The sequence below is a fragment of the Telluria sp. ZB4P37 genome (assembly GCF_059685855.1).
Map to the genome: position 1 here is coordinate 16,126 of NZ_JCASID010000023.1, position 24,255 is coordinate 40,380.

20 protein-coding genes and 1 pseudogene are annotated in these 24,255 nt (G+C 65.8%); 15 read left to right on the top strand and 6 right to left on the bottom strand.

Translation table 11 applies throughout. The annotated features are described in order from the left end of the window. Window positions 1–129: 129 nt before the first annotated feature. Window positions 130–267, top strand: a pseudogene (locus AC56K1_RS22120) (EAL domain-containing protein); the annotation flags it as partial. A 23-nt stretch (window positions 268–290) separates the two neighbouring features. On the opposite strand, the gene AC56K1_RS22125 reads toward AC56K1_RS22120, so the two are convergent. Continuing rightward, entirely contained in the window at window positions 291–1,001 is a 711-nt protein-coding gene (locus AC56K1_RS22125; RefSeq protein ID WP_497159937.1) for an SDR family oxidoreductase, read from the bottom strand. 9 nt (window positions 1,002–1,010) lie between these two features. Next, entirely contained in the window at window positions 1,011–2,039 is a 1,029-nt protein-coding gene (gene murB, locus AC56K1_RS22130; RefSeq protein ID WP_497159938.1) for a UDP-N-acetylmuramate dehydrogenase, read from the bottom strand. Window positions 2,040–2,194: 155 nt separating this feature from the next. Between murB and AC56K1_RS22135 the strand changes: the two genes are divergently transcribed. From AC56K1_RS22135 to AC56K1_RS22145, 3 genes are all read left to right on the top strand, one after another. Continuing rightward, window positions 2,195–2,680 carry a YajQ family cyclic di-GMP-binding protein gene (locus tag AC56K1_RS22135; protein WP_497159939.1) on the top strand — a complete coding sequence of 162 codons (486 nt, stop codon included), beginning with the start codon at window positions 2,195–2,197 and terminating at the stop codon, window positions 2,678–2,680. Between the two features lie 145 nt (window positions 2,681–2,825). Beyond that, entirely contained in the window at window positions 2,826–4,094 is a 1,269-nt protein-coding gene (locus AC56K1_RS22140; RefSeq protein WP_497159940.1) for a nitronate monooxygenase, read from the top strand. A 153-nt stretch (window positions 4,095–4,247) separates the two neighbouring features. Continuing rightward, window positions 4,248–6,620, top strand: a complete 2,373-nt coding sequence (locus AC56K1_RS22145) for a sensor domain-containing protein (protein WP_497159941.1) — start codon at window positions 4,248–4,250, stop codon at window positions 6,618–6,620. 176 nt (window positions 6,621–6,796) lie between these two features. Here the strand turns inward: AC56K1_RS22145 and AC56K1_RS22150 are convergent, their stop codons facing one another. Further along, window positions 6,797–7,735, bottom strand: a complete 939-nt coding sequence (locus AC56K1_RS22150) for an exopolyphosphatase (RefSeq protein ID WP_497159942.1) — start codon at window positions 7,733–7,735, stop codon at window positions 6,797–6,799. Between the two features lie 335 nt (window positions 7,736–8,070). On the opposite strand from AC56K1_RS22150, the gene AC56K1_RS22155 reads away from it, so the two are divergent. From AC56K1_RS22155 to crtB, 9 genes are all read left to right on the top strand, one after another. Continuing rightward, entirely contained in the window at window positions 8,071–9,360 is a 1,290-nt protein-coding gene (locus AC56K1_RS22155) for a sensor histidine kinase (RefSeq protein WP_497159943.1), read from the top strand. 97 nt (window positions 9,361–9,457) lie between these two features. Further along, window positions 9,458–10,219: a LytR/AlgR family response regulator transcription factor gene (locus tag AC56K1_RS22160; RefSeq protein WP_497159944.1), complete on the top strand. Its 762-nt coding sequence runs from the start codon at window positions 9,458–9,460 to the stop codon at window positions 10,217–10,219. A 243-nt stretch (window positions 10,220–10,462) separates the two neighbouring features. After that, the gene (locus tag AC56K1_RS22165; protein ID WP_497159945.1) at window positions 10,463–11,641 is read left to right on the top strand and encodes a PAS domain-containing sensor histidine kinase; all 1,179 of its coding nucleotides are present in this window, start codon (window positions 10,463–10,465) and stop codon (window positions 11,639–11,641) included. A gap of 168 nt (window positions 11,642–11,809) precedes the next feature. Continuing rightward, entirely contained in the window at window positions 11,810–12,823 is a 1,014-nt protein-coding gene (locus AC56K1_RS22170; protein ID WP_497159946.1) for a porin, read from the top strand. A gap of 310 nt (window positions 12,824–13,133) precedes the next feature. After that, entirely contained in the window at window positions 13,134–14,159 is a 1,026-nt protein-coding gene (locus tag AC56K1_RS22175; RefSeq protein WP_497159947.1) for a polyprenyl synthetase family protein, read from the top strand. Window positions 14,160–14,178: 19 nt separating this feature from the next. After that, entirely contained in the window at window positions 14,179–15,480 is a 1,302-nt protein-coding gene (locus tag AC56K1_RS22180) for a glycosyltransferase (protein WP_497159948.1), read from the top strand. Then, window positions 15,473–16,663: a lycopene beta-cyclase CrtY gene (crtY, locus tag AC56K1_RS22185; RefSeq protein WP_497159949.1), complete on the top strand. Its 1,191-nt coding sequence runs from the start codon at window positions 15,473–15,475 to the stop codon at window positions 16,661–16,663. The genes AC56K1_RS22180 and crtY overlap by 8 nt, the downstream gene beginning before the upstream one ends. Next, complete coding sequence (locus tag AC56K1_RS22190; RefSeq protein WP_497159950.1) at window positions 16,660–18,168, top strand: phytoene desaturase; 1,509 nt, start codon at window positions 16,660–16,662, stop codon at window positions 18,166–18,168. Before crtY ends, AC56K1_RS22190 begins: the two co-directional genes overlap by 4 nt. Further along, window positions 18,165–19,145 (top strand): 15-cis-phytoene synthase CrtB, encoded by a 981-nt coding sequence (gene crtB / locus AC56K1_RS22195; protein WP_497159951.1) that lies wholly within the window; start codon window positions 18,165–18,167, stop codon window positions 19,143–19,145. Before AC56K1_RS22190 ends, crtB begins: the two co-directional genes overlap by 4 nt. On the opposite strand, the gene AC56K1_RS22200 is transcribed toward crtB, so the two are convergent. Then, window positions 19,030–19,575, bottom strand: coding sequence for a sterol desaturase family protein (locus tag AC56K1_RS22200; protein WP_497159952.1), 546 nt, complete (start codon window positions 19,573–19,575; stop codon window positions 19,030–19,032). The two genes, crtB and AC56K1_RS22200, sit on opposite strands and share 116 nt — an antisense overlap. Window positions 19,576–19,693: 118 nt before the next feature. On the opposite strand from AC56K1_RS22200, the gene AC56K1_RS22205 reads away from it, so the two are divergent. Both AC56K1_RS22205 and AC56K1_RS22210 read left to right on the top strand, forming a co-directional pair. Continuing rightward, window positions 19,694–20,113, top strand: coding sequence for a DUF2141 domain-containing protein (locus AC56K1_RS22205; RefSeq protein WP_497159953.1), 420 nt, complete (start codon window positions 19,694–19,696; stop codon window positions 20,111–20,113). Between the two features lie 137 nt (window positions 20,114–20,250). After that, window positions 20,251–21,741 (top strand): alanine/glycine:cation symporter family protein, encoded by a 1,491-nt coding sequence (locus AC56K1_RS22210; RefSeq protein WP_497159954.1) that lies wholly within the window; start codon window positions 20,251–20,253, stop codon window positions 21,739–21,741. A 105-nt stretch (window positions 21,742–21,846) separates the two neighbouring features. On the opposite strand, the gene AC56K1_RS22215 is transcribed toward AC56K1_RS22210, so the two are convergent. After that, entirely contained in the window at window positions 21,847–23,703 is a 1,857-nt protein-coding gene (locus tag AC56K1_RS22215) for a S8 family serine peptidase (protein ID WP_497159955.1), read from the bottom strand. Window positions 23,704–24,170: 467 nt separating this feature from the next. Then, window positions 24,171–24,255: IS3 family transposase (locus AC56K1_RS22220; protein ID WP_497159595.1), on the bottom strand; the 85-nt coding region annotated here is incomplete at its 5' end.

Below are 24,255 nucleotides of genomic sequence, written 5' to 3' on the forward strand. Positions count from 1 at the left end.
GTCGCCGAGGAATCGGGGCTGATCCATGACATCGGCGATTAGGTGTTTTGCAGGGCCGCGGACTATGCGAAGCGCTGGTCCAGCCTGTTGGGGCGCGACCATTATCGTCATGGCCCACAAGCTGGGGGGAAGGTGATTGCCGAAGGCGTGGAAACCGCCGAGCAGCGCGCCTGCCTGTGCCAATCCGGGTGCGACTATGTCCAGGGCTTCCTGTTCTCGCGGCCAGTGCCGGCGGCGTCGTTCGAGGCGCTGCTGGTGCGGCCGTAATCAAGCGCTTGCCCCGGATCGCATCAATTGCGCAGGTCGTCCACCGGCTCCTGGCCGAAACGCCTGGCCAGCAGGTAATCCACCAGCGCGGCCGCGCAATCGCCTGGCGCCACCAGCGCCCCGCCCTCCTTCATCTCCACAAAACGCTGTTTGAGCGGGAAACGTTCGCCTGGGGTGGCGCGGATCTCGGCCTGCATGCCGGTGTCGATCACGCCCGGGGCCAGGCTGCAGGCCAGCACGCGCGGGTCGGCGTCGAGCGCCACGGCGCGTGCATGCTGGTCGAGCGCGGCCTTGGTCGCGCAGTAGACGCTCCAGCCGGGATAGGCGCTGCGCGCGGCGCCGCTCGACACGTGCAGGATGCGCCGCTCGGCCCCTGGTGCGGCCTGCACGAAGGCGGCTGACAGGGCCAGCGGCGCGCCCACGTTGATGATGGCCGCGCGCAGCGCCGCCACCGGGTCCTGTTCGGCCAGCGGCCCCACGGGACTCACGACGCCGGCATTGTTCACCAGCAGCGCGGTTTCGCAGCCGGCCAGGAAACTGCGCAGCGCATGCCCTTCCAGCCAGGCCGCCAGCGCCGTGGCGTCGCCCAGGTCGACGACGGCCTGCTCCATGCCCTCGCCGATTTCAGCGTGCCCGCGCGCCACGCCCAGCACCGGAATGCCGCGCGCCACCAGTTCAGCCGCCACCGCGGCGCCCAGGCCACGGGTGTGGCCCGTCACGACTGCCTTGATCATGTCGTCCCCCTAAATGAATACCGGTTCCGGCTCCAGTTCCACGCCATAGCGCGCGGCCACGTCGGCCTGGATCGCACGCGCCAGGCGCACCACGTCCTGGCCGCTTGCTTCGCCCAGGTTGACCAGCACCAGCGCCTGCTTCGGATACACGCCCGCCGCGCCCAGCGCCCTGCCCTTCCAGCCGCATTGGTCGATCAGCCAGCCCGCTGCCAGCTTTTCGCTGCCGTCCGGCTGGGCGTGGTGCACCAGCGCAGGATACTGCGCCAGCAGTTGCGCGCACTGCTCGCTCGAGACCACGGGGTTCTTGAAGAAGCTGCCGGCGTTGCCGATCTCCGCGGGGTCGGGCAGCTTGCGGCGCCGGATCGATGCGACCGTCTGCCCGATCTCCTGCGGCGTGGGCGCCGTCAATCCCGCCGCCTCCACCGCATTGGCCAATTCCGCGTAGCGCAAATTCGGGGCCCATGCGACCGGCAGCGCAAACGTCACGTCCAGCACCACCAGCGTGCTGCCTTCCGGGTGCTTGAAGATGCTGTCGCGGTAGCCGAAGCGGCAGGCGGCGGCGTCCAGCGTGCGCGTTTCGCCGCTGGCCATGTCGAAGGCCCTCAAGCAGTAGAACGTATCCCTGGTTTCGGTGCCGTAGGCGCCCACGTTCTGGATCGGCGCCGCGCCCACGGTGCCCGGGATCAGCGACAGGTTTTCCAGCCCGCCGAAGCCCTGCGCCAGCGTCCACTGCACGAAAGCATGCCAGTTTTCGCCGGCCTGGGCGCGCACCAGCAGCTTGCCGTCGTGTTCGCCCAGCACTTCCTTGCCCAGGCCCGTCATGTGCAGCACGATGCCGTCGAAATCGCGCGTGAACAGCAGGTTGCTGCCGCCGCCGAGCACGAGGCGCGGCAGCGTGTTCAGCGCCGGGTCGCACCGCACCGCATCCAGCTCGGCGGCGCCCGCTACCTGCAGGTAGTGCCGGGCCCGGGCCGGGATGCGGAAGGTGTTGAGGGAAGCGAGCGGATAGTCGTCGAGGATGGGGAGTCGTGGGTGCATGGCGTCATGGTGTTTTTGCTCATTATAGGGGCAAGCCGGGACCCAGGCCGGGCGCGCTTGTTGCCCACAAGGCAAATTGTGGTCGCGTGCGGGCGCCGTTGTCCGTTAAAATAGAGGGATTCATCTATTAGCAATATCAGAAAAAGGAACCCGCCATGCCATCGTTTGATGTCGTCTGCGAAGCAGACATGGTCGAAGTAAAGAATGCCGTTGAACAATCGAACAAGGAAATCACCACTCGTTTCGACTTCAAGGGCAGCTCGGCCAACGTCGAGCAGAAGGACAAGGAACTGACCCTGTTCGCCGACTCCGACTTCCAGCTCAGCCAGGTCAAGGACGTCCTCATCAACAAGATGTCGAAGCGCAAGGTCGACGTGCGTTTCCTCGACGAAGGCAAGGTCGAGAAGATCGGCGGCGACAAGGTCAAGCAGGTCATCAAGGTGCGCAACGGCATCGAGACCGAGGACGCCAAGAAGATCACCAAGCTGGTCAAGGAGAGCAAGATGAAGGTGCAGGCCAGCATCCAGGGCGAATCGGTGCGCATCACCGGCGCCAAGCGCGACGACCTGCAGACTGCCATGGCCATGCTGCGCAAGGATGTCGAGGACCTGCCGCTGGCGTTCAACAACTTCCGCGACTGATTCGCCAGGGCCGGCCCGCCGGCCTTGCCGCGCAGTAAACGCTGCGCAAGCCATGTCCCGCCTTGGGGTAGAATGACGACCGTGTACGCGCACGGCCGTTGATGCATTTGTACGCGTAGGAAACTACCGTAGTCTAAGGATTGCAATGAAACGTGTTGATGATTTCCGCCTGCGAATGGGCAACAAGGAATATGTGCCCATCATGATCGGCGGGATGGGCGTGGACATCTCGACCTCGGAGCTGGCGCTGGAAGCGGCCCGCCTGGGCGGTATCGGCCACATTTCCGATGCGATGGTGCAAGACGTGTCCGACCGCAAGTTCGATACCACCTTCGTCAAGGACAAGACCAAGCTCTACAAGTTCAACATCAACAACATGAACAAGGCGGTGGTGCAGTTCGACCTCGACCGCCTGGCCGAAGCGACCCGCCTGCACGTGGGCGCGACCATGCAGGCGAAAAAGGGCAATGGCCTGATCTTCGTGAACTGCATGGAAAAGCTCACCATGAATGCGCCCAAGGAAACCCTGCGCACGCGCCTGTCGTCGGCGCTGGACGCCGGCATTGACGGCATCACCATGTCGGCCGGCCTGCACCTCGGTTCCTTCGAGCTCATCAAAGACCACCCGCGCTTCCGCGACGCCAAGCTGGGCATCATCGTGTCCTCGGTGCGCGCGCTGCAGCTGTTCCTGCGCAAGGTGTCACGCCTTGACCGCCTGCCCGACTACCTCATCGTCGAAGGCCCGCTGGCCGGCGGCCACCTGGGCTTCGGCATCGACGACTGGAAGCAGTACGACCTGCACACCATCATGGACGAAATCCATGCCTACATGCGCGCCGAGCAGCTCGACATCCCGGTGATCGCCGCGGGCGGCATCTTCACCGGCTCGGACGCGGTCGGCTTCATGGAAAAAGGCGCGGCCGGCGTGCAGGTGGCCACCCGCTTCACCGTGACCCACGAATGCGGCATGCCGGACCATGTGAAACAGGAATACTTCCGCGCCAGCGAAGAAGACATCATCGTCAACGGCGTCTCGCCGACCGGCTACCCGATGCGTATGCTCAAGAGTACGCCGGCGATCGGTTCCGGCATCCGCCCTGGCTGCGAATCCTATGGCTACCTGCTGGACGCTACCGGCAACTGCGCCTACATCAATTCGTACAACCGCGAAGTGCAGGCCAGCCCGGACGGCAAGAATATCTCTGTGCTCGATAAAACCTGCCTGTGCACGCACATGCGCAATTTCAATTGCTGGACCTGCGGCCACTATACTTACCGCCTGAAGGACACCACGCACCGCCTGTCCGACGGCAACTACCAGATCCTGTCGGCCGAGCACGTGTTCCAGGACTACCAGTTCAGCGTTGATAACCAGGTGGCCCTGCCGCCGAAACAGGAAATCGTCGCGGCCTGAGCGTATCGGCCTGTAGCGCCCGGCGCAGCAGGCTCTATCCACAGCTCCCTATCCCAGAAGCCACGGCCTGCCGTGGCTTCCTTGTTTGCGCCGCCTCCGTGCGAACGCGTGTAAGCTGAGAACCATCGAGCGCTTTTCACGAAGGGTGCCGGCATGTCCACCATCGATCCATCTGCCCAGGTCACTTTCCTGACCGACGACGAAGGCAAGGTCGTAACGTGGAATCCTGCATGCGCTCGCCTGTTCGGATGGACGCTTGACGGCGCACCGGGCCGCGACTTGACCGAACTCCTCACAGGCGATGCGCGCTGGCCGGCGCTGGCCGCAGCCGGTGGTGCCCGGGTCCGAATGCGCTTTCCCGGCGGCCGCGACGGCCCCGCCACCCTCAGCCTGGCCCGCCAGTACGACGCCGCCGGCGAACCCCGCGACTGGAGCGCCAGCATCGTCATCGACCCGTCCGAATCCGTGCGCGAATCCGACCGCGTCGGCAGCACGCCGCTGTCCGAGGTGGTCGACTTGCTGCCCGGCACCTTCTATGCGATCAACCGCGACGGCCGTTTCGTGCTGTGGAACCACAACCTCGAACGCCTCACCGAAATGACGCCGGATGAACTGGCGGCGGCCCAGGTGCTCGACATGTTCGAGCCGCGCGAGCGCGAGATGGCGATGGAAAACATGCGCAAAGTCTTCGACGAAGGCGCCGAGGTCTCGATGGAGATGAATTACATCGCGCGCAGCGGCCGTGAATCGCCGATGATGGTGGGCGGCGCGCTGGTCACCTGCAAGGGCGACCAGTATCTGTTCGGAATGGGCGTGAACATCGCCAAGCGGCGCGACAAGGAGCGCCGCCTGCTGCTGAGCGAGCGCGCGCTGCACGCAGCCAGCAACGGCATCGTCATCACCCGTTGTTGCGGGCCCGACAACATCATCGAATACGTCAACCCGGCCTTCGAGCGCATCGCCGGCTATCCGGCGCATGAAGCCATCGGGCGCGACCCGCGCTTCATGGCGGCGCCCCAGTTCGACCGCGACGAGCGCAGCCAGATCCGCGTCGCCCTGGCCGAGCGGCGCCCGATGAGCGTGGTCTTCCGCAACCTGCGCAAGAACGGCGAGCTGTTCTGGAACGACCTGAGCGTGACGCCCGTGCGCGACGAATACGGCGAAGTCACCCACTTCATCGGCATCCTGCAGGACGTCACCGCCACCAAGCAGCGCGCCGACCACCTCGAGCACGAGATCAACCACGACGCCCTCACCGGCCTGGCCAACCGCACCCTGCTCTGGGACCGGCTCGAGCACGCGGTGCACCTGGCCCAGCGCCACAAGGCGATGGTGGCGGTCGTCCTGATCGACCTGGACAACTTCAAGACCATCAACGACACCTTCGGCCACGAGGCCGGCGACATCGTGCTCAAGGTGGTGGCGCGGCGCCTGCAGTCGGCGGTGCGCGAGAGCGATACGGTGGCGCGGATGTCGGGCGACGAGTTCGTGCTGGTGCTGGTAGACCAGCCTTCGCTGCGCTTCACCCTGCGCATGGTGGAGCGCTTGCGGCACTCTATGACGATGCCGGTGGCCTTCGGCGGCAACGAGATTCCCGTGGGCGCCAGCCTGGGCGTGGCGATCCACCCGCACGACGGCCTGTCGACGACCGAACTGGTGCGCGCTGCAGACATGGCGATGTACCACGCCAAAGGCAACGGCGGCGGCGTGCATTTCTTTTCGCCTGAAATGCGCTTGGCCAACGAAAAGCGCGCTGCGTTCGCCACCGGCATCCGGGCGGCACTCGACCACGACGAGCTGTTCCTGCTGTTCCAGCCGCGCATGGATGCGAAAAGCGGCAACGTGCGCGGCTTCGAGGCCCTGCTGCGCTGGCGCCATCCCCAGAACGGGGTCATGCTGCCGGCGACCTTCCTGGCCGAGGCCGAGGAATCCGGCCAGATGGTCGAGATCGGCAACTGGGTGCTGGACCAGGCCTGCGGCTTCCAGCAGGAATTGCGCCAGCTCGGCTACACCGGCCTGCCGGTGTCCGTCAACGTCTCGCACCGCGAATACAGCCAGCACGGTTTTGTCGCCGGCATCGCCGAGCGCATGCAGCGCCACAGCCTGCCGCCCGGCAGCCTCGAAATCGAGATCCCCGAGGCCGACCTGATCCGCAACCCCGGCCTCGGGCGCGACCTGTCGGACCAGCTGCGCGAGACCGGCGTGGCGCTGTCGATCGACGAATTCGGCAAAGGCATTTCCGACCTGTCCTTCCTGCAGCAGCTGTCGGTGCGGCAGGTCAAGCTGTCGAAGTCGGCCGTGCACGACATCGCCGGCGAGGGCCACGGCAGCATGCTGGCCAAGACCCTGATCGATATCGGCCACAACCTCGATTTTTCGGTGGTCGGCGAGGCGGTGGAAACCGAAGCCCAGATGGCCTTCCTTACCTCGCATGGCTGCGACCAGCTGCAGGGGCAATGGTTCAGCGAGCCGCTGGCGCTCGATGCGGTGCACCGGATGCTGGGGCAGCGGTATCACGCGCAATGAAATCGGCGCGCGGGCCAATGCCGATCGATCAGAGAGAACCCTAGGGTGGGCAAGTTCCTTGCCCACGCGGTCAACCAGCGGTAGCACGGACGCGATGCGTTTTTTCAACGCTAACTATCACTGCGTGAGCGGGACACCCGCCACGCGGTGACAGTGGCAGCTCGTGCGTGATCGGCTCAGCCGTCCTTGTTGATCCGGTTGATCAGCGCACCCAACACGTCTTCGGCCAGGTCGTTGTCCACCTGGCAGGTGCCCGCGTTTTCATGCCCGCCGCCGCCGTATTCCAGCATCAGGGTCCCGATATTGGTATTCGAGGTCCGGTTCAGGATCGACTTGCCGGTGGCGAACACGGTGTTCTGCTGCTTCACGCCCCACAGCACGTGGATCGAGATATTGGTTCCCGGGAAGAGCGCATAGATGATGAAGCGGTTGCCGGCATAGATGGTCGCCTCGTTGCGCAGGTCGAGCACCACGAGGTTCTTGTGCACGCTGGCGCAGCGGCGGATCTGCTCCTTGCACGGCTGGCTGTGCTCGAAGTAGAGCGCGGTGCGCTCGCGCACATCGGGCAGCTCCATGATCTGCTCGATCGAGTGCCTGGCGCAGTAGTCGATCAGGGCCATCATCAGCTGGTAATTCGAGATGCGGAATGCGTGGAAGCGCCCCAGGCCGGTACGCGCGTCCATCAGGAAGTTCAGCAGGTTCCAGCCCTGCGGGAACAGCACCTCGTCGCGCGAGAAGCGCGCGGCGTCGCCCTTGTCGACCGCCGCCATCATGTCGCCCCAGGCTGCCGGGAAGGTTCTGGCGCCGCCGTAGTGGTCGTAGACGACGCGTGCGGCCGACGGGGCTTCCGGATGGATGATGTGGTTTGCGCGGATGCCCGTGTTGCGGATGGTCTCCGACAAATGGTGGTCGAACGACAGGTGCGCCGCCGCCACATAAGGCAGGTTGGTCGTGATGTCGCGCCCGGAGATGGCAATTTTCCCGTCCTGCATGTCCTTCGGGTGTACGAACAGGATGTCGTCGATCAGGTCGAGGTGCTTGAGCAGGACCGCGCAGACCAGGCCGTCGAAATCGCTGCGGGTAACGAGTCGGAATTTTTCGTGAACGGCTGACATCGGCACATCCTTTCGAGAACGGAAATCGGATTGCAAGGCAGTGGCGGGCCGCGCAGGCCTGACGGGCGGCGTGCCGGAGCGCAAAGATCATACCTTGCAATGTTTCCGAATGACAGCCTTTGCGTTGGCGCATTCTGGCTTGACGAGACGCAGCCTGTGCCCCGGATCGTGCAGGCTGTCGCATGGGGCTGGCTCGCCGGCGGCGGCGGCGGTAAAGTTGCATCATCCCAACAGTCATGGGTGCCGGCGACCTTGTATTTCTGGCACGCGCGCGCAGCGACGAGGTACACTCGCCGCTTGCCCCAGCACCCGTCGACGAGAAACACACAGTAACCATGCAAGCACGGAATACAAGCCAGCATTATTTTTCCAGCGTCCTGACGTGGATCTTCCGCGGCTTCGATGCCGTGGCGACCTGGGTCACCCAGCTGTCGTGGTGGAAGTTTTTCCTGTTCGCGCTCCTGACCCTGGCGGCCGGCGCCATCCTGCAGGAAGAATTGTTCTCCGGCCCGGCCGAGGAAGATATCACGCGTGCCGAGCGCGATGCCGGCCGCCGCAGCGATGCCGCCATCCTGATCGACGAGAGCGGCATCCGCTTCAACCCGCGCCGCAAACCCCGCAGCGGCGCTGCAAACGTGCCACCCGAGCCGCCACCGGCGCCCGAGGCGCCGTCCACGACGCCCCCCGATGCGGCGCCGGCGCCGGACGCCCCCGCCGTGCCGGCGCCGAGCACGACGCCCTCGCCCGCTGTTTATCCGAACGGCGAATCGGTCCACATCGAGCTGCCGCCGCAGATCGGCGAGGAGCTCTCGAACGCGATCGAGATGGCGGTCGAAGACGCCGCCGAGCAGAAGGTGTCGCGCTACCACAAGCAGGCCTCGACCTGGTTCATGAACTTCGTGCTGCTGTTCGTGCTGGCGCTGTTCGGCACCAAGGCCCTGGTCGGCGGCAAGAAGCGCGCCGTGGCCGAGGCCCAGGTCGCCAACGCCGCCGCCGAGCGCGAAGCGATGCAGCGCCAGCTGTCGGAAACCAAGATGCAGATGATGCAGGCCCAGGTCGAGCCGCACTTCCTGTTCAACACCCTGGCCTCGGTCGAGCACCTGATCCAGGTCGACCCGCCGCGCGCCTCGGCCATGCAGCGCAGCCTGATCCAGTACCTGCGCGCCGTGCTGCCGCAAATGCGCGACAACGCCGTGGTCACCGGACTCGGGCGGGAAGTCGACATGGTCACGGCCTACCTGGCCTTGCTCAAGATGCGCATGGAAGAGCGCCTGAACGTCGTCATGCAGATTCCCGACGACCTGCGCGGCGCGGCCTTCCCGCCGATGATGCTGCAGTCGATGGTCGAGAACGCGATCAAGCACGGCCTCGAGTGCAAGCCCGAGGGCGGCACCCTGAAGATCACCGCCGAAGTGGCCGACAGCAAGCTGCGCGTGACCGTCGCCGACGACGGCGTGGGCTTCGGCGTGGTGCCCAGCGACGGCACCGGCCTGGGCCTGCAGACCATCCGCGACCGCCTCAAGCTGCTGCACGGCGACGCCGGCCAGCTGCACATCGCCGCCAACAGCCCGAGCGGCGTAATCGCGATGATCGAAGTGCCTTACCAGCTGTCCAAGCAGGTGTGAACCCTGCCGCCCTCCGCCAGATGCGGCATGCAGGGTGACTTGCCTGCCGCGCTGTTTCGTTGAATAATTGTTACCTTCCTTCTGCCACGAGAGAACCATGCCTACCGCGATTATTGCCGACGATGAAAGACTGATGCGCGACCAGCTGCGCATGCGCCTGTCCGAGGCCTGGCCGGAACTGGAGATCCTGGGAGAAGCGAAAAACGGCGAGGAAGCGGTGGAACTGGTCGAGCAGCTGCGGCCCGACCTGACCTTCCTCGACATCCGCATGCCCGGCAAGACCGGCATGGAAGCGGCGCGCGACATTGGCGAGCGCAGCCAGGTCGTGTTCGTCACCGCCTACGACCAGTATGCGGTCGAAGCCTTCGAGCGCGGCGCGGTCGACTACGTGCTCAAGCCGACCGAGCCCGACCGCCTGAAGATCACCGTCGACCGCCTCAAGCAGCGCCTCGAGCGCCCGGCCGCGAAGGTCAACGACAGCGTGCAGGCCATGCTCTCGCAGCTGGCCGAGAAGATCGGCGTGCCGAAGCCCAAGCACCTGCAATGGATCCAGGCCAGCATCGGCCAGGACTTGCGCATGATCCCGGTGGAAGACATCCTGTTCTTCCGCTCGGACGAAAAATACACCTGCGTGCAGACGGCCAGCTTCGAGGCCCTGATCCGCAAGCCGGTGCGCGACCTGGCCGACGAGCTCGACCCCTCGCTGTTCTGGCAGATCCACCGCGCCACCCTGGTCAACGTCAATGCGATCGAAGGCGTGACCCGCGACATTCGCGGGCGCCACCTGGTGCTGGTCAAGGGGCGGCCCGAGAAGCTGGAAGTGAGCAGGAGCTTCCTGCATTTGTTCAAGCAGATGTGAGCCTGGACAGCTGGCGCTGACTGGTTGCCAGCGTCAAGCTGCCGCTTGTTCTACCGTTACCCCCAAGACCGTCATTCCGCGCAGACGGGAATGACGATTCATACGGCAAGGGTCACAATAGCCGCCGTGAGCGCCACTGTCCTCCCCCCTCCTGCCCCCTTTGTCGGGCATCAACGCCCCTCCCCGCCCCGCCACGTAATGTAGAACTTCCGGCCTCCCCGGCCATCTTCATGGCATGCCCGCATGACTCCACAGCGACGCCAACGCCGCGGCCGCGCGGGCACGGCGGTTCTCGTGTTCGGCTTTCTCAGCGGCTATTGCACCGGCACGGGCGTCGCTGCGCTGCGCCGTGCCGGCAGCGTGCGCCGCACGGTGCGCGAGCTCGACGGCCGCCGCATCGTCCATAGCGCCAGCGATGCCATCCTCTCGATCGACGAACAGGCCTTCATCCTGTTCGCCAACCCGGCGGCGGCCCACATGTTCGCTACCAGCGTCGCCGCCATGCAGGGGCACTCGCTGGCGCGCTTCATCCAGGCGCCCGGAAGGAACGCGCGCAGTCCGCTCGACTATTTCTCGGCCGGCGCCGACCGTGCCGGACGGCGCGCCACCGACTACGCCGTCACCGGCATCCGCGCCAACGGCCAGCTGTTCCCGATCGAAGGCTCGATCTCCAGCGTCCTCCAGGACGGCCAGGAAATATGCACCGTGATCCTGCGCGACGTGTCGGAACGCCACCTGGTGCAGCAAAAACTGTCGCGCTCGCACGACCAGCTGCGCCAGCTGTCCTCGGCGCTGCAGACCATCCGCGAAGAAGAACGCACCCATATCGCTCGCGAACTGCACGACGACCTCGGCCAGCTGCTGGCCTCGCTGCGCATGGACCTCACCCTGCTCCAGCGCAGCGACAACCTGCCCGATCCGGGGCGGCGCCTGATCGAAGGCATGGAGTCGAACCTGGTCACGGCCATCACCTCGCTGCGCCGCATTGCCACCAACCTGCGCCCGCGCGCCCTGGACGAAGGCGGCCTGTATTTCGCGCTGCAGGGCCTGCGCGACGAGTTTGTCGAGCGCCATGACATTTCCTGCATCCTGATGGCCGACGAAAACGAGCTGCGCCTCGACGACGGCGCCAGCACCGCGATCTTCCGCATCGTGCAGGAAGCGCTCACCAATATCGCGCGCCATGCCCAGGCCACCAGCGTGGTGCTCGACCTCGGCCGCATCGACGGCGAACTGCTGGTCACGATCCGCGACGACGGCCGCGGCATCCGTGCCGAAGACATGGAAAAAGCCGCCTCGCTCGGCCTGGTCGGCATGCGCGAGCGGGTCTGGGCCATGAACGGCGAGATCACCATCAGCGCCGACGAGCCGGCCGGCACCCGCATCGACATCATCCTCCCGCTCGCCGAGCGCAGCCTCTAGCCTTCCCTGCCTGGCTGCCCTGCATGCCGCGATGGCCTGCCGGGCGGCTGCCGTATCGTCCGCTCCATATCAAGCTGTCACTAAGCGGACATATTCGCTGGTTAAGATTCGGGTCGATCCGGTTCATCCACGAACCTGGCATCTTGTCCTAACCAACTGGAGATCTGCATGAAGTTCAAGTACCTGGCAGCTGCGCTGCTGTCCACCCTCCCGCTGCTCGCCCACGCCCAGACCAACGTCACCATCTATGGCGTGATGGACGCAGCGGTCGCCGTGGAAGACACCGACGCACCGGGTGAAGACCGCCGCACCGTGATCAATTCGGGCAACCAGTCGAGCAGCCGCATCGGCTTTCGCGGCACCGAAGACCTCGGTAACGGCCTGAAGGCACTGTTCAACATCGAAGCCGGCGTCGCCCTCGACACCGGCGCCGCCGATTCGGCGCTGTTCGGCCGCCGCGCCGTGGTGGGCCTGCAAGGCGCCTTCGGCACCGTCACCGTCGGCCGCGAATACAGCCCGATCGCCGCCGTGGCCGCCGCCAGCGACATCCTGGGCCAAGGCATGTTCGGCTCGAACCTGGCGGCCTTCGCCACCAACCGCCTGACCCGTCGCCTGGCCAATTCGGTCAACTACAAGAGCGAGGCCATGAGCGGTTTCACCGTCAATGCCGCCTACTCGACCGGGGAGCGCGTCGTCGAACCGTCGGGTGACCTGATGGGCGTGTCGCTCGAGTACAAGACCGGCGGTCTCTACCTGGGCGCCGGCTATCACGTGATCGAGCGCCTGGCCACTGGCGACGACAAGGAACTCGCCTTCGGTGCCGGCTACAGCTTCGGCGCCTTCGAGATCAAGGGTAATTACCTGCAGGCCGACCAGACCGGCGCCAACAACGAGTACACCAATGCCAACCTGGGCGCGGCCTTCACCACGGGCCCGAACAAGTTCTTCCTGAATTTCCAGCAGCAGAAGCTGGAAACCGGCGCCAAGGGCAATACCGTGTCGCTGGCCTACACCTACGCGTTGTCGAAGCGCACCAACATCTACTCGACCTATGCCCAGCTGCGCAACAACGGCCGCGGCGTGTTCGGGATCAGCTCGTCGTCGACTGCCGTCACCCCGCCGGCCACTGCACTGGGCGCCGATCCGTCGGTGTTCACCGTGGGCGTGCGCCACTCGTTCTAAGCAAGCCGTCCCCTCCTGCCATGCCGCCCCAGCGGCGCGGCTAGCCTCCGGTCCCGCGCGGACCGGCCCGATGCCGGCGTCTGCCGGCATCGTCTTTTCCTGTCCCAAGTTTGACCCACTAAGCTGTCCACGGGCAGCCAAACGCGGGGCCGTGGTCTTTTGTTCAAGCTTACTATGTCGGCGCAGACCTGCGGCCTATGCGCAGGCATCCGCACGATTGAAATAATCGTGATTCGTTAACGTTTTGACCATGTATCATCAGCTCGAATTCATCAATTTCGATTCCTGCACCTGGCAGAAGGAGTAGCGCATGACAACAGCGACACGGCGGATGGACGGCTACAGCGGACTCGGCGAATTCGGCCTGTCCGGGCAGGGCGACGACCACCACGTCGGCCTGGAGCGCATGCGCAGCACCATCGAGGAACGCATTACCCAGCTGCTGGCCGAATCCGGCAGCCAGGCGGACATGCTGGCTGCCGCCATGCGCGCCGGGGCCCTCAGCGCCGGCAAGCGCATGCGCCCCTTGCTCGTGATGCTGGTCGCGCGCGACCTCGGCTGCACCTCGCCGGCGCTGGTCGACGTCGCCTGCGCCGTCGAGATGGTGCATGCCGCCTCGCTGATGCTGGACGACATGCCCTGCATGGACAATGCCCAACTGCGCCGCGGCAAGCCAGCGATCCACGTCGAGTATGGCGAAGACGTCACTATCCTGGCCTCGGTCGCCCTGCTCAGCCGTGCCTTCGGCGTGCTGGCCGCGGCCCAGGACATTCCGCCGATCACCCGCACCCGCCTGGTGGCGCGCCTGGCCGAGACCATCGGCACGCAAGGCCTGGTGCGCGGCCAGTTCGAAGACCTGCACGGCGCCGGCGCGCGCACCGCCGACGCCATCGCCACCACCAACGAGCTCAAGACCGGCGTGCTGCTGGGCGTGGCGGTCGACATGGCCGCGATCATCGCCCAGACCTGCGAGGGCGTGTCCCAATCGCTGCGCGCCTTTGCGCTGGCGGCCGGACACGCCTTCCAGATCCGCGACGACTTTTACGACCTGCCCGGCACCGACAGTGCGCTGACCGGCAAGGACACCGGCAAGGACCTGGGCAAGGCGACCCTGCTGGCCTCGCTCGGCCAGGAGGAAGCGCAGCGGCGCCTGATGGCCTACCTGATGGATGCCGACCGCCACCTGGGCGATGCCCTCGGCGCCGGCGGCGGTACCCGCCGCTTCGTCGACAGCCTGTTCGCCCAGGGCCGCTCGCGCATGCGCCTGGCCGCGGAGGCAGGCCTGGCCTACCCCGAGACGGTGGCCGCGCGCGTGCGCGAAGTCCACGTCAACTGAGCCCGGCGGGAAACGATCCATGGCGCATTTCGGGGTCGTCGCACCTGCGTTCTACAGCCACTTCAACGCCCTCGAAGCGCTGGCCGGCGAGCTGGTGGAGCGTGGCCACCGCGTGACCTTCCTGCACCGCCCGGATGCTGGCCGCTTCGTGCGCGACCAGCGCGTGGCGTTCCACGCCATCGGCGCGGCCACCCATCCTCCCGGTTCGCTGGACGCCAGCCTGCAGCTGGCCGCGAACCCCGGCGGGCCGCTGGGGCTGCGCCGCGTGATCCTCGACATGGCCGCCAGCACGGACATGCTGTGCCGCGAACTGCCGCGCGCGATCGAAGCCCTCGAAATCGACACCTTGATTGCCGACCAGATGGAAGCGGCCGGCGGCCTGGTGGCCGAGGGCCTGGGCATGCCTTTCGTGTCGGTGGCCTGCGCGCTGCCGGTCAACCGCGAGCCGGGCATCCCGCTGCCGGTGATGCCCTTCGGGTACGAAGACAGCGCGCGCGCCCATCAGGTCGTCGAAGGCAGCACCCGGGTCTACGACTGGATGATGGCGCCGCACCGGCGCAGCATCGAGGCCAATGCGCAGCGCCTCAAATTGCCCGTGCGCGGTGCCTTGCACGACTGCCTGTCGCCGCTGGTGCAGCTCAGCCAGACGATCGAGGGCTATGATTTCCCGCGCCGCGCGCTGCCGGCGCATTTCCACCAGGTCGGGCCGCTGCGGGCGTCCCAGGCGCGCATTGATGTCTCACCGCTGCCGGACATCGCCCCCGGCCGCCCCTTCATCTTTGCGTCGCTCGGCACCCTGCAGGGCCAGCGCTTTGCCCTGTTCAAGCGGATCGCGGCGGCATGCCGCCGGCTCGACGCCCAACTCCTGATCGCTCACTGCGGCGGCCTTGATGCGGCCCGGGAACGCGCCCTCGAACGTGCCGGCGCCACCTGGGTCTGCGCTTTCGCGCCCCAGCAGGCCGCGCTGGCGCGCGCCGATGCGGTAGTCTCGCACGCCGGCCTGAACACGGTGATGGACGCCGTCGCGGCACGCACTCCGATCCTGGCACTGCCGATCGCCTTCGACCAGCCGGGGGCGGCCGCCCGCATCGTCCACGCCGGCATCGGCCTGAAGGCGTCGGCCCATTTCTCCGGCAGCGCCCATCTGGCTTCGCAGCTGCGCCGGCTGCTTGATGAAAGCAGCTTCGCTACCCGCCTGGAGGCGCTGGCAGGCATCGTGGCGGCCGGCGGCGGCGCCCCGCGCGCGGCCGACCTGATCGAAGGCGCCCTGCGACTGCGACCCACGCCGCAGGCAGCAGAGGGCGTGGCCAGCGGTGGATAAGCCCTACGACCTGATCCTGGCCGGCGGCGGGCTGGCCAACGGCCTGATCGCCTGGCGCCTGCGCAGCCTGCACCCAGGCCTGCGCATCCTGCTGCTCGAAGCCGGTGAACATATCGGCGGCAACCATACCTGGTCCTTCCACGATACCGACCTGACGCAGGCAGAGCAGGCCTGGATCGCGCCGCTCGTGTCGCAGCGCTGGCCGCGCTACGACGTGGTCTTCCCGGATCTCGCGCGCACGCTCGAAGGCGGCTATGCCAGCATCGCATCGAGCGATTTCGCGCGCGTGATCGAAGCCGCGCTGGGTCCGGACCTGCGCCCGAATGCCCGCATCGAACACCTGACCCCGACCACGGTGCGCTTGGGCAGTGGCGAGACCCTGGCGGCCAAAGCCGTCATCGACGGGCGCGGCCCGCGCCCGTCGCCGCACATGTCGCTCGGCTACCAGACCTTCCTGGGCCAGGAGCTGCGCCTGGCGGCGCCGCACGGCTTGAGCGCGCCGGTGATCATGGATGCCAGCGTCGAGCAGGATGGCGGCTACCGCTTCGTCTACCTGCTGCCTTTCGGCCCGGACCGCATCCTGGTCGAGGACACCCATTACGTCGATACCGCCGCCTGGGAGCCGGAGCGCCTGCGCGCCAACATTGACGCCTATGTGCGCGGGCGCGGCTGGGAGGTGCTTGAAGTGCTGCGCGAGGAACACGGCTCGCTGCCGATCGTGCTGGCGGGCGATATCGATGCGCACTGGGGGGCGCTGGGCGGCCAGCCTGCTTCCGGCCTGCGCGCCGGGCTGTTCCACCCCACCACCGGCTATTCGCTGCCGCACGCGGTGCGCCTGGCCGACCACGTAGCCAGCCTGGCCGGCGCCCCCGAAGCCTTGCGGGCGCCGGCGCTGTTCGCCGCGATCCGCCTCGATGCGCAGGAGGCGTGGCAGGGCCAGCGCTTCTTCCGGCTGCTCAACCGCATGCTGTTCCTGGCCGGCCGGCCGGAGCAGCGCTGGCGCGTGATGCAGCGCTTTTACCATTTGCCGGCACCGCTCATCGCGCGCTTCTACGCCGGGCGCCTGCGCCTGCGCGACAAGGCGCGCCTGCTGAGCGGCAAGCCGCCGGTGCCGGTCGGACAGGCCTTGTCCGCCGCCCTCAAAATCCATCCCGACCAGATCAGGAAAGCCACACACGCATGAGCAACAAGGACAAGAAACAGGCCGTGGTGGTAGGCGCCGGCTTCGGGGGCCTGGCCCTGGCGATCCGCCTGCAGGCCAGCGGCATGCAGGTCACCCTGCTGGAAAAGCGCGACAAGCCAGGCGGACGCGCCTATGTCTACGAGGACCAGGGTTTCGTGTTCGACGCCGGTCCCACCGTGATTACCGATCCGTCCTGCATCGAAGAGCTGTTCACCGCCGCCGGCAAGCGCATGAGCGATTATGTGGAGATGCTGCCGGTCGCGCCCTTCTACCGCCTGTGCTGGGAAGACGGCAGCTATTTCGACTATGCCAACGACCAGGAGGCGCTGGATCGCCAGATCCACGCGCGCAACCCGGCCGACGTCGAAGGCTACAAGCGCTTCCTGGCCTACTCGAAAGCCGTGTTCGAGGAAGGCTACCTGAAGCTGGGCGCGGTGCCCTTCCTGTCCTTCCGCGACATGATCGCGGCCGGCCCGCAGCTGGCGCGCCTGCAGGCCTGGCGCAGCGTGTACAGCCTGGTGGCCAAGTTCATCCAGGATGAGCACCTGCGCCAGGCTTTTTCCTTCCATTCGCTGCTGGTGGGCGGCAATCCGTTTGCGACGTCGTCGATCTACACGCTGATCCACGCCCTGGAACGCAAGTGGGGCGTCTGGTTCCCGCGCGGCGGCACCGGCGCGCTGGTGCGGGCCATGCTCAAGCTGTTCGAGGACATCGGCGGCCGGATCGAACTCAATGCCCCGGTGGCGCGCATTGAAGCGAGCGGCACGCGCGTCTCCGGCGTGCGGGTGGAGGATGGCCGCTTGTTCCCGGCCGATGCGGTGGCCTCGAACGCCGACGTGGTGCACACCTATGCTTCGCTGCTGGGCGCGCATCCGCGCGGCGCGTCCGAAGGCCAGGCACTGCAGAAGAAGCGCTTTTCCAATTCGCTGTTCGTGCTCTATTTTGGTTTGGACCACCACCATAAGCAGCTCCAGCACCACACGGTCTGCTTCGGCCCGCGCTACCGCGAGCTGATCAAGGACATCTTCAAGGGCGAGACCCTGGCCGACGACTTCTCGCTCTACCTGCATGCGCCCTGCGTGACCGACCCGTCGCTGGCGCCGCCGGGCTGCGGCAGCCACTACGTGCTGGCGCCGGTGCCGCACCTGGGCAATGCGCCGATCGACTGGGAAGTCGAAGGCCCGCGCTACCGCGACCGCATCTTCGACTACCTGGAAAAGCGCTACATGCCGGGCCTGCGTAGCCAGCTGGTGACCAGCCGCATCTTCACACCCTTCGATTTTCGCGACCAGCTCAATGCCCACGTCGGCTCGGCCTTCTCGCTGGAGCCGATCCTGACCCAGAGCGCCTGGTTCCGGCCGCACAATCGCGACAGCGAATTGTCCAACCTGTACCTGGTCGGCGCCGGCACCCATCCGGGCGCGGGCGTGCCCGGGGTGATCGGCTCGGCCAAGGCCACGGCCGGCCTGATGGTGGAGGACTTGAAAGCGAGGATCCCGGCATGAGCGAAGCGCTGATGGATCATGCGACCCGCACCATCGAAGTCGGCTCGAAAAGCTTCGCGGCGGCGGCGCGCCTGTTCGACCCGGCCACCCGGCGCAGCGTGCTGATGCTGTATGCCTGGTGCCGCCATTGCGACGACGTGGTGGACGGCCAGGAGCTGGGTTTCAATGTCGCGCCACCGAGGCCGCACGACCCTGCCGCCGAACTGGCCATGTTAGAGGTGCAGACGCGCCGCGCCTATGCCGGCGAGCCGATGGAAGACGCGGCCTTCGCCGCCTTCCAGGAAGTGGCGCTGCGCCACCGCATCGAGCCGCGCTACGCGCTCGACCACCTGGCCGGCTTCGCAATGGACGTGCGCGCCGTGCAGTACGAGACCATTGGCGACACCCTGCGCTACTGCTATCACGTGGCCGGCGTGGTCGGCCTGATGATGGCCTCGATCATGGGCGCGCACGACCCGCGCGTACTCGACCGCGCCTGCGACCTGGGCCTGGCCTTCCAGCTGACGAATATCGCGCGCGACATCGTGGAAGACGCGCGCATGGGACGCTGCTACGTGCCGGCACGGTGGCTGTTCGAAGCCGGCATCCCTGCGGATGAAGTGGCCGACCCGCGCCACCGCGCTGCACTGGCGCAGGTAGCGGCGCGCCTGGTCGACGAGGCCGAACCGTATTACGACTCGGCGCTGGAGGGCATCGCCGCGCTGCCGCTGCGCTCGGCCTGGGCGATCGCCAGCGCGCGCAACGTCTATCGCCAGATCGGCGTCGAGGTCAAGCGCCGCGGCGCCCACGCCTGGGACGAGCGCGCCGGCACGGGCAAGGCGATGAAACTGTGGCTGCTGGCCAGGGGCGCCGCGCTTGCGCTCAGTTCGCGCGCTCGCCCAGCGGGTGTGCTGGCGCGTCCGCGTCCTGCGGGGCTGTGGCAGCGTCCGGGTGGCGCTGCAGGCGTCCCCCATGCAGCGCATGCAACTGCCGTTTGAGGCGGTCCACGGGGGGCGCATACAGGAAGCCGAACGAAACCGCGCCGTCCTTGCCCTCGACCGCATGGTGCATGCGGTGGGCCTGGTACAGGCGCTTGAGGTAGCCACTGCGCGGGGTGACCTTGAAGGGCCAGCGGCGGTGCACCAGGCCGTCGTGGGCGACGAAATACAGCAGGCCATAGGCGGTCATGCCGGCGCCGATCCATTCGAGCGGATGGGCGCCCTCGCTGCCGAACCAGATCAGCGCGATGGCGATGCCCGCGAACACGACGGCGTACAGGTCGTTCTTCTCGAACCAGCCGGTGCGCGGCTCGTGGTGCGACTTGTGCCAGCCCCAGCCGAATCCGTGCATGACGTACTTGTGCGCGACGATGGAAAACACTTCCATCAGCACGACGGTGAGCACGACAATGGAGGCATTGAACAACATGGGGGCAGCCTGTGAATACAATAGCAAGAGCCTACCATAAGGACCCCGATACGCGCCCGGCGGGGCCGGTGGCGTGCGGGTCATCGACGGTACACACGATATTTATGACGAAAGGAAGATGATGCGAATCGAAATTACCGCCCTGCTCTGCGGCGTGCTGCTGCTGGCGGCCGCCCCGGCCTCGAGCGCCACCGTGGAAATCCGCGTATCGGGCGTGACCGCCGGAAAAGGCAAGGTCGCTGTCGCCGTCTGCGACCGCGAGCGCTTCCTCAAGCAATGCGCGTTCAGCGCCTCGGTGCCGGCGCAGGCGACGGAAGTCGTGGTCAGCCTGAAGGATATCCCGCCCGGCACCTGGGCCGTGCTGGCTTACCAGGACGCGAACGAGAATGGCGAGCTCGACCGCAATTTCATCGGCATCCCGAGCGAGGACTACGGCTTCAGCCGCAGTGCCGCCGGCCGCTTCGGCCCGCCCGGCTTCGAGGATGCCGCCATCGAAGTGCGCGAGGGCACGACGACAGCGTCGGTCCGCCTGCGTTGAGCAAGTTCGCGATAAATAACGATAGGAAACAATTAACTCTTCATGTATCTTTGTGACCCACAAGCGGCCGGGCAGCGTTCCCGGCCATGATCGATCACAGGCACGCATTTGCGTTGCCGGCTACGGGGAACAAAGCAATGAACGAGTTGGTCACTGCCATCAACGGCTATGTCTGGAGTCCTGCGCTGATCGCGCTCTGCCTGGGCGCCGGCCTGTATTTTTCCATCCGCTCGCGCTTCCTGCAATTGCGCCACCTGGGCGAAATGCTGCGCCTGATGTGGGACGGCAAGAGTTCTGAACAGGGGGTGTCTTCCTTCCAGGCCTTGACCATGACCCTGGCCGGCCGCGTCGGCACTGGCAACATTGCCGGCGTGGCCACGGCCATCACCTTCGGCGGCCCTGGCGCGGTGTTCTGGATGTGGATGGTGGCCTTCCTGGGCGCCAGCTCGGCCTTCGTGGAATCGACCCTGGGCCAGGTCTACAAGGAATCGATCAACAAGGAATTCCGCGGCGGCCCGGCCTTCTATATTGAAAAAGGCCTGGGCATCAAGTGGTATGCCGTGCTGTTCGCAGTGACGACCATCCTGGCCACTGGCGTGCTGCTGCCGGGCGTGCAGGCCAACTCGATCGCCGAAAGCCTGAAGACCGCGGCCGGCATCGACACCACCTACACCGGCGTGGCGCTGGCGGTGGTGCTGGCATTCATCATCTTCGGTGGCGTCAAGCGCATCGCGCGCTTTGCCGAGTTCGTCGTGCCCTTCATGGCGCTGGGCTATATCCTGGTGGCCTGCGTGATCGTCGCCATGAACATCGAGCAGCTGCCGGGCGTGCTGAAACTCATCTTCACCTCCGCCTTCGGGATGGATGCGGCTTTCGGCGCCATCATCGGCATGGCCATCATGTGGGGCGTCAAGCGCGGCGTCTATTCGAACGAAGCCGGCCAGGGCACCGGCCCGCACGCTTCGTCGGCGGCGGAAGTGAGCCACCCGGCCAAGCAGGGCCTGGTGCAGGGCTTCTCGGTGTATATCGACACCCTGTTCGTGTGCTCGGCCACCGCCTTCATGCTCCTGATTACCGGCCAATACAATGTGGAAGCGCCGAACGGCACCCCGATGTTCGTCGGCGTGCAGGGCGTGGCTTCCGGCCCCGGTTACGTGCAGACCGCGCTGGAAAACGTGATGCCGGGCTTCGGTTCGCTGTTCGTCGCGATCGCCCTGCTGTTCTTCGCGGGCACCACCATCGTCGCCTATTACTACATCGCCGAAACCAATATCGCCTACCTGAACCGCGCCACCAACCGTCCGTGGATGGGTGTCGCGCTCAAGCTGGCGATGATCGGCGCCACCATCTACGGCGCGGTCAAGACCGCCGACGTGGCCTGGGCACTGGGCGACCTCGGCGTGGGCCTGATGGCCTGGCTGAACCTGATCGCCATCCTCCTGATGCGCGACGTGGCCTTCAAATGCCTGCGCGATTACGAGGCGCAGAAAAAGCTGGGCAAGGATCCGGTATTCGATCCGGTGGCGCTGGGCATCAAGAATGCCGACTACTGGGAGCAGCACGGTACGGCCGCACACCAGAAAGCCGCGCTCACGGCGCAAGCGGCCAGGGAAAAGACCACTGCCTGAGTCGACATGCCGATGCCGTTCAGTTTTCACTGAACGGCATCGTCCCGGCCACGGCCCCTTGCGCTGTTGCGCCGGACCAGGCCCGTCACGCCGGCGGGAATCCGGTCAGCGCGTGATGCTCGAATAACTGCACGACTTCAGCACGCCCGCAATCGGATCGCCGAACACCGCATTGGTGCAAGCGGTTGCGCCGGCAATGATCTTCGATGCGAACACGCCCGATGCGCCATAACGCACTTGACGCGTGCCGGTAAACGAGCAGGTGGCGCCTTCGGTCCCGCACGCGGTCCAGGTTTCCACGACCGGCGCCGGCGCTGGTGCCGGTGCCGGCGCAGGGGTGGTGGTAGTGGTGGTCGCGCTCGAATACTCGCACGTCTTGGCCACGCCCGGCATCGGATCGCCGAACACGGTGTTGCTGCAAGCGATCGAGCCCGTGGCGGTCTGCGTTGCGAAGCTGTTGTTGGCGCCATAGCGAACCTGGCGCGTATTGCTGAAGCTACATACGCCACCCTCGCTTGCACACCTGGTCCAGGTAAGCGGAGAAACAGGCGCAACAAGATTCGCCACTTTCACGCCCACCGATGCCGATGTACCAGCATTGCCGGCAAGGTCATAAGCGACAGCGACCAGTGTCGCCGCGCCATTCGCCGCCCCTGCGGAATCCCACGAGAACTGGTATGGAGCCGCCTGATCGACTGCCACCGTGCTGCCGTTCACCTTCAGTTCCACCCGATTGACACCGACATTGTCGCTGGCCGTCACGCCCACCGATACCAGGCCACTGACGTTGGCGCCGTTGCCAGGCGAACCGATCGCAACCGCAGGCGCAAGGGTGTCAGTGGGGGTGCGCTTCGCCACCGCCGCTGCCACGGCAGCCGCCGCGTCCACGCGTCCATGACCGAAATAGGTGTCGCGACCAGCCGATCCGAGGTCCACTGCCGTCGAATACAGCAGGCTTTCCACGGTCTGGTTATCCAGCGACGGGTTGGCGGCCATCACCAGGGCACCGACGCCGGCGGCGACGGGGCTGGAGAACGAGGTACCGTTCCACTGCTGGTAGATATTGCCTTTTGTCGTAGTCCAGATCCCTGCGCCCGGTGCGGCGAGCGTGACGAACGATCCGAAGTTCGACCAGCTGGTGCGGCTGTCGCCGGAATCGGTCGCCGACACGACGATCATCGATGAGGTCGGCGCAATGGCGGCGTCCACGCCGCTATTGCCCGCGGAGACAAACAACAAGCCCCCTTTGCTTTTCAAATACTGCGCAGCGTTTTGCACCGAGGCGCTACCGGCGAGCGGCCCGAAACTGACGTTCACGATGCGCGCGCCGCGGTCGGCGGCGTAAGTAATGCCGCTGACGATCGTGCTCAGGTAGGCAGTGCAAGCACCCGCCGCGTCCATCACGCCAATCCGGATCGGCATGATCTTGGCCTGGCCGGCCACGCCCGCCACGCCCAGGGCGTTGTTGCTTGACGCGGCAGCACTGCCGGCGACGGCAGTGCCGTGGCCGCAGATATCCGCCGTGTTCGTGTTGTTGTCGACAAAGTTATAGCCCGGCACCATGTTGGCCGCCAGGTCAGGGTGGGTGCCATCGACACCGGTATCCAGGATGGCGATGGTGACGCCGGCGCCCTGCGTGCTGTTCCATGCGCTTGGGGTACCGATTTTGGCCAGGTGATACGCGCTGGCGTAGTACGGGTCATTCGGCACATACGATGCCCGCACCTTGCGGTCGAGCTCGACCCGCTTCAGGTGAGGATGCTTCGACAATTTGGCAAGCACGGCCTTTGCGGAGACGCCCGACGGCAGGTCGATGACGTTCAGGCTGCTCTTGCCGATCCTGCGGGCACGCCCGCCGTGAGGGGCCATGATGGCAGCCAGGTTGGACGGCGACAGGCCGGCCGCCGGAACGACCATCAGGCGATTGGCGGCATAGCGGCCGAGCGAATCGGATTCTTCCATCGTGGGAGGAACGGCTGCATTGGCAGCGATTCGCGCCGCAGGGGCTGCCGTCGAGATCGAGGGCACGGCAATGGCAGTGAAGGCACTGCACAAGAAAACACGGGCTAGGGTGGCCGACAGGGCTGATCTGGTCATTTTCGCCTAAATAGGAGGAATCGGAAAGGAGGAATCGGGAAAGGAAACCTGTGCGGAACCGGGTACCGATGCTTCCTGGGCAAAGCGAGGCGTGATCGTAACCGAGAATTTTTCGATTAAAGGAAAAAAGAAATAATTAGCAATAAAAAAGATTGCATGTATGGTGTTATTGATATGAAATTGAACAAACCAGAAGACATTTCACTATCCTTTTCAACAACTTTCACCATTCATCATATCAATTCGTTAATGACGGTGGATGAGAACGCCGGATACCTGAATAAAAGAAAGGGCGCCCGCATGAACTGACCCCGTAAAGTTGGACGGTTGGTTTAATGAGCGGCCAAGGGCTGGGTTCTGTATTGCACAGGACTCAGCCCTTTTAGTTTCATCTTGATGCGGTCGTGATTGTAATAG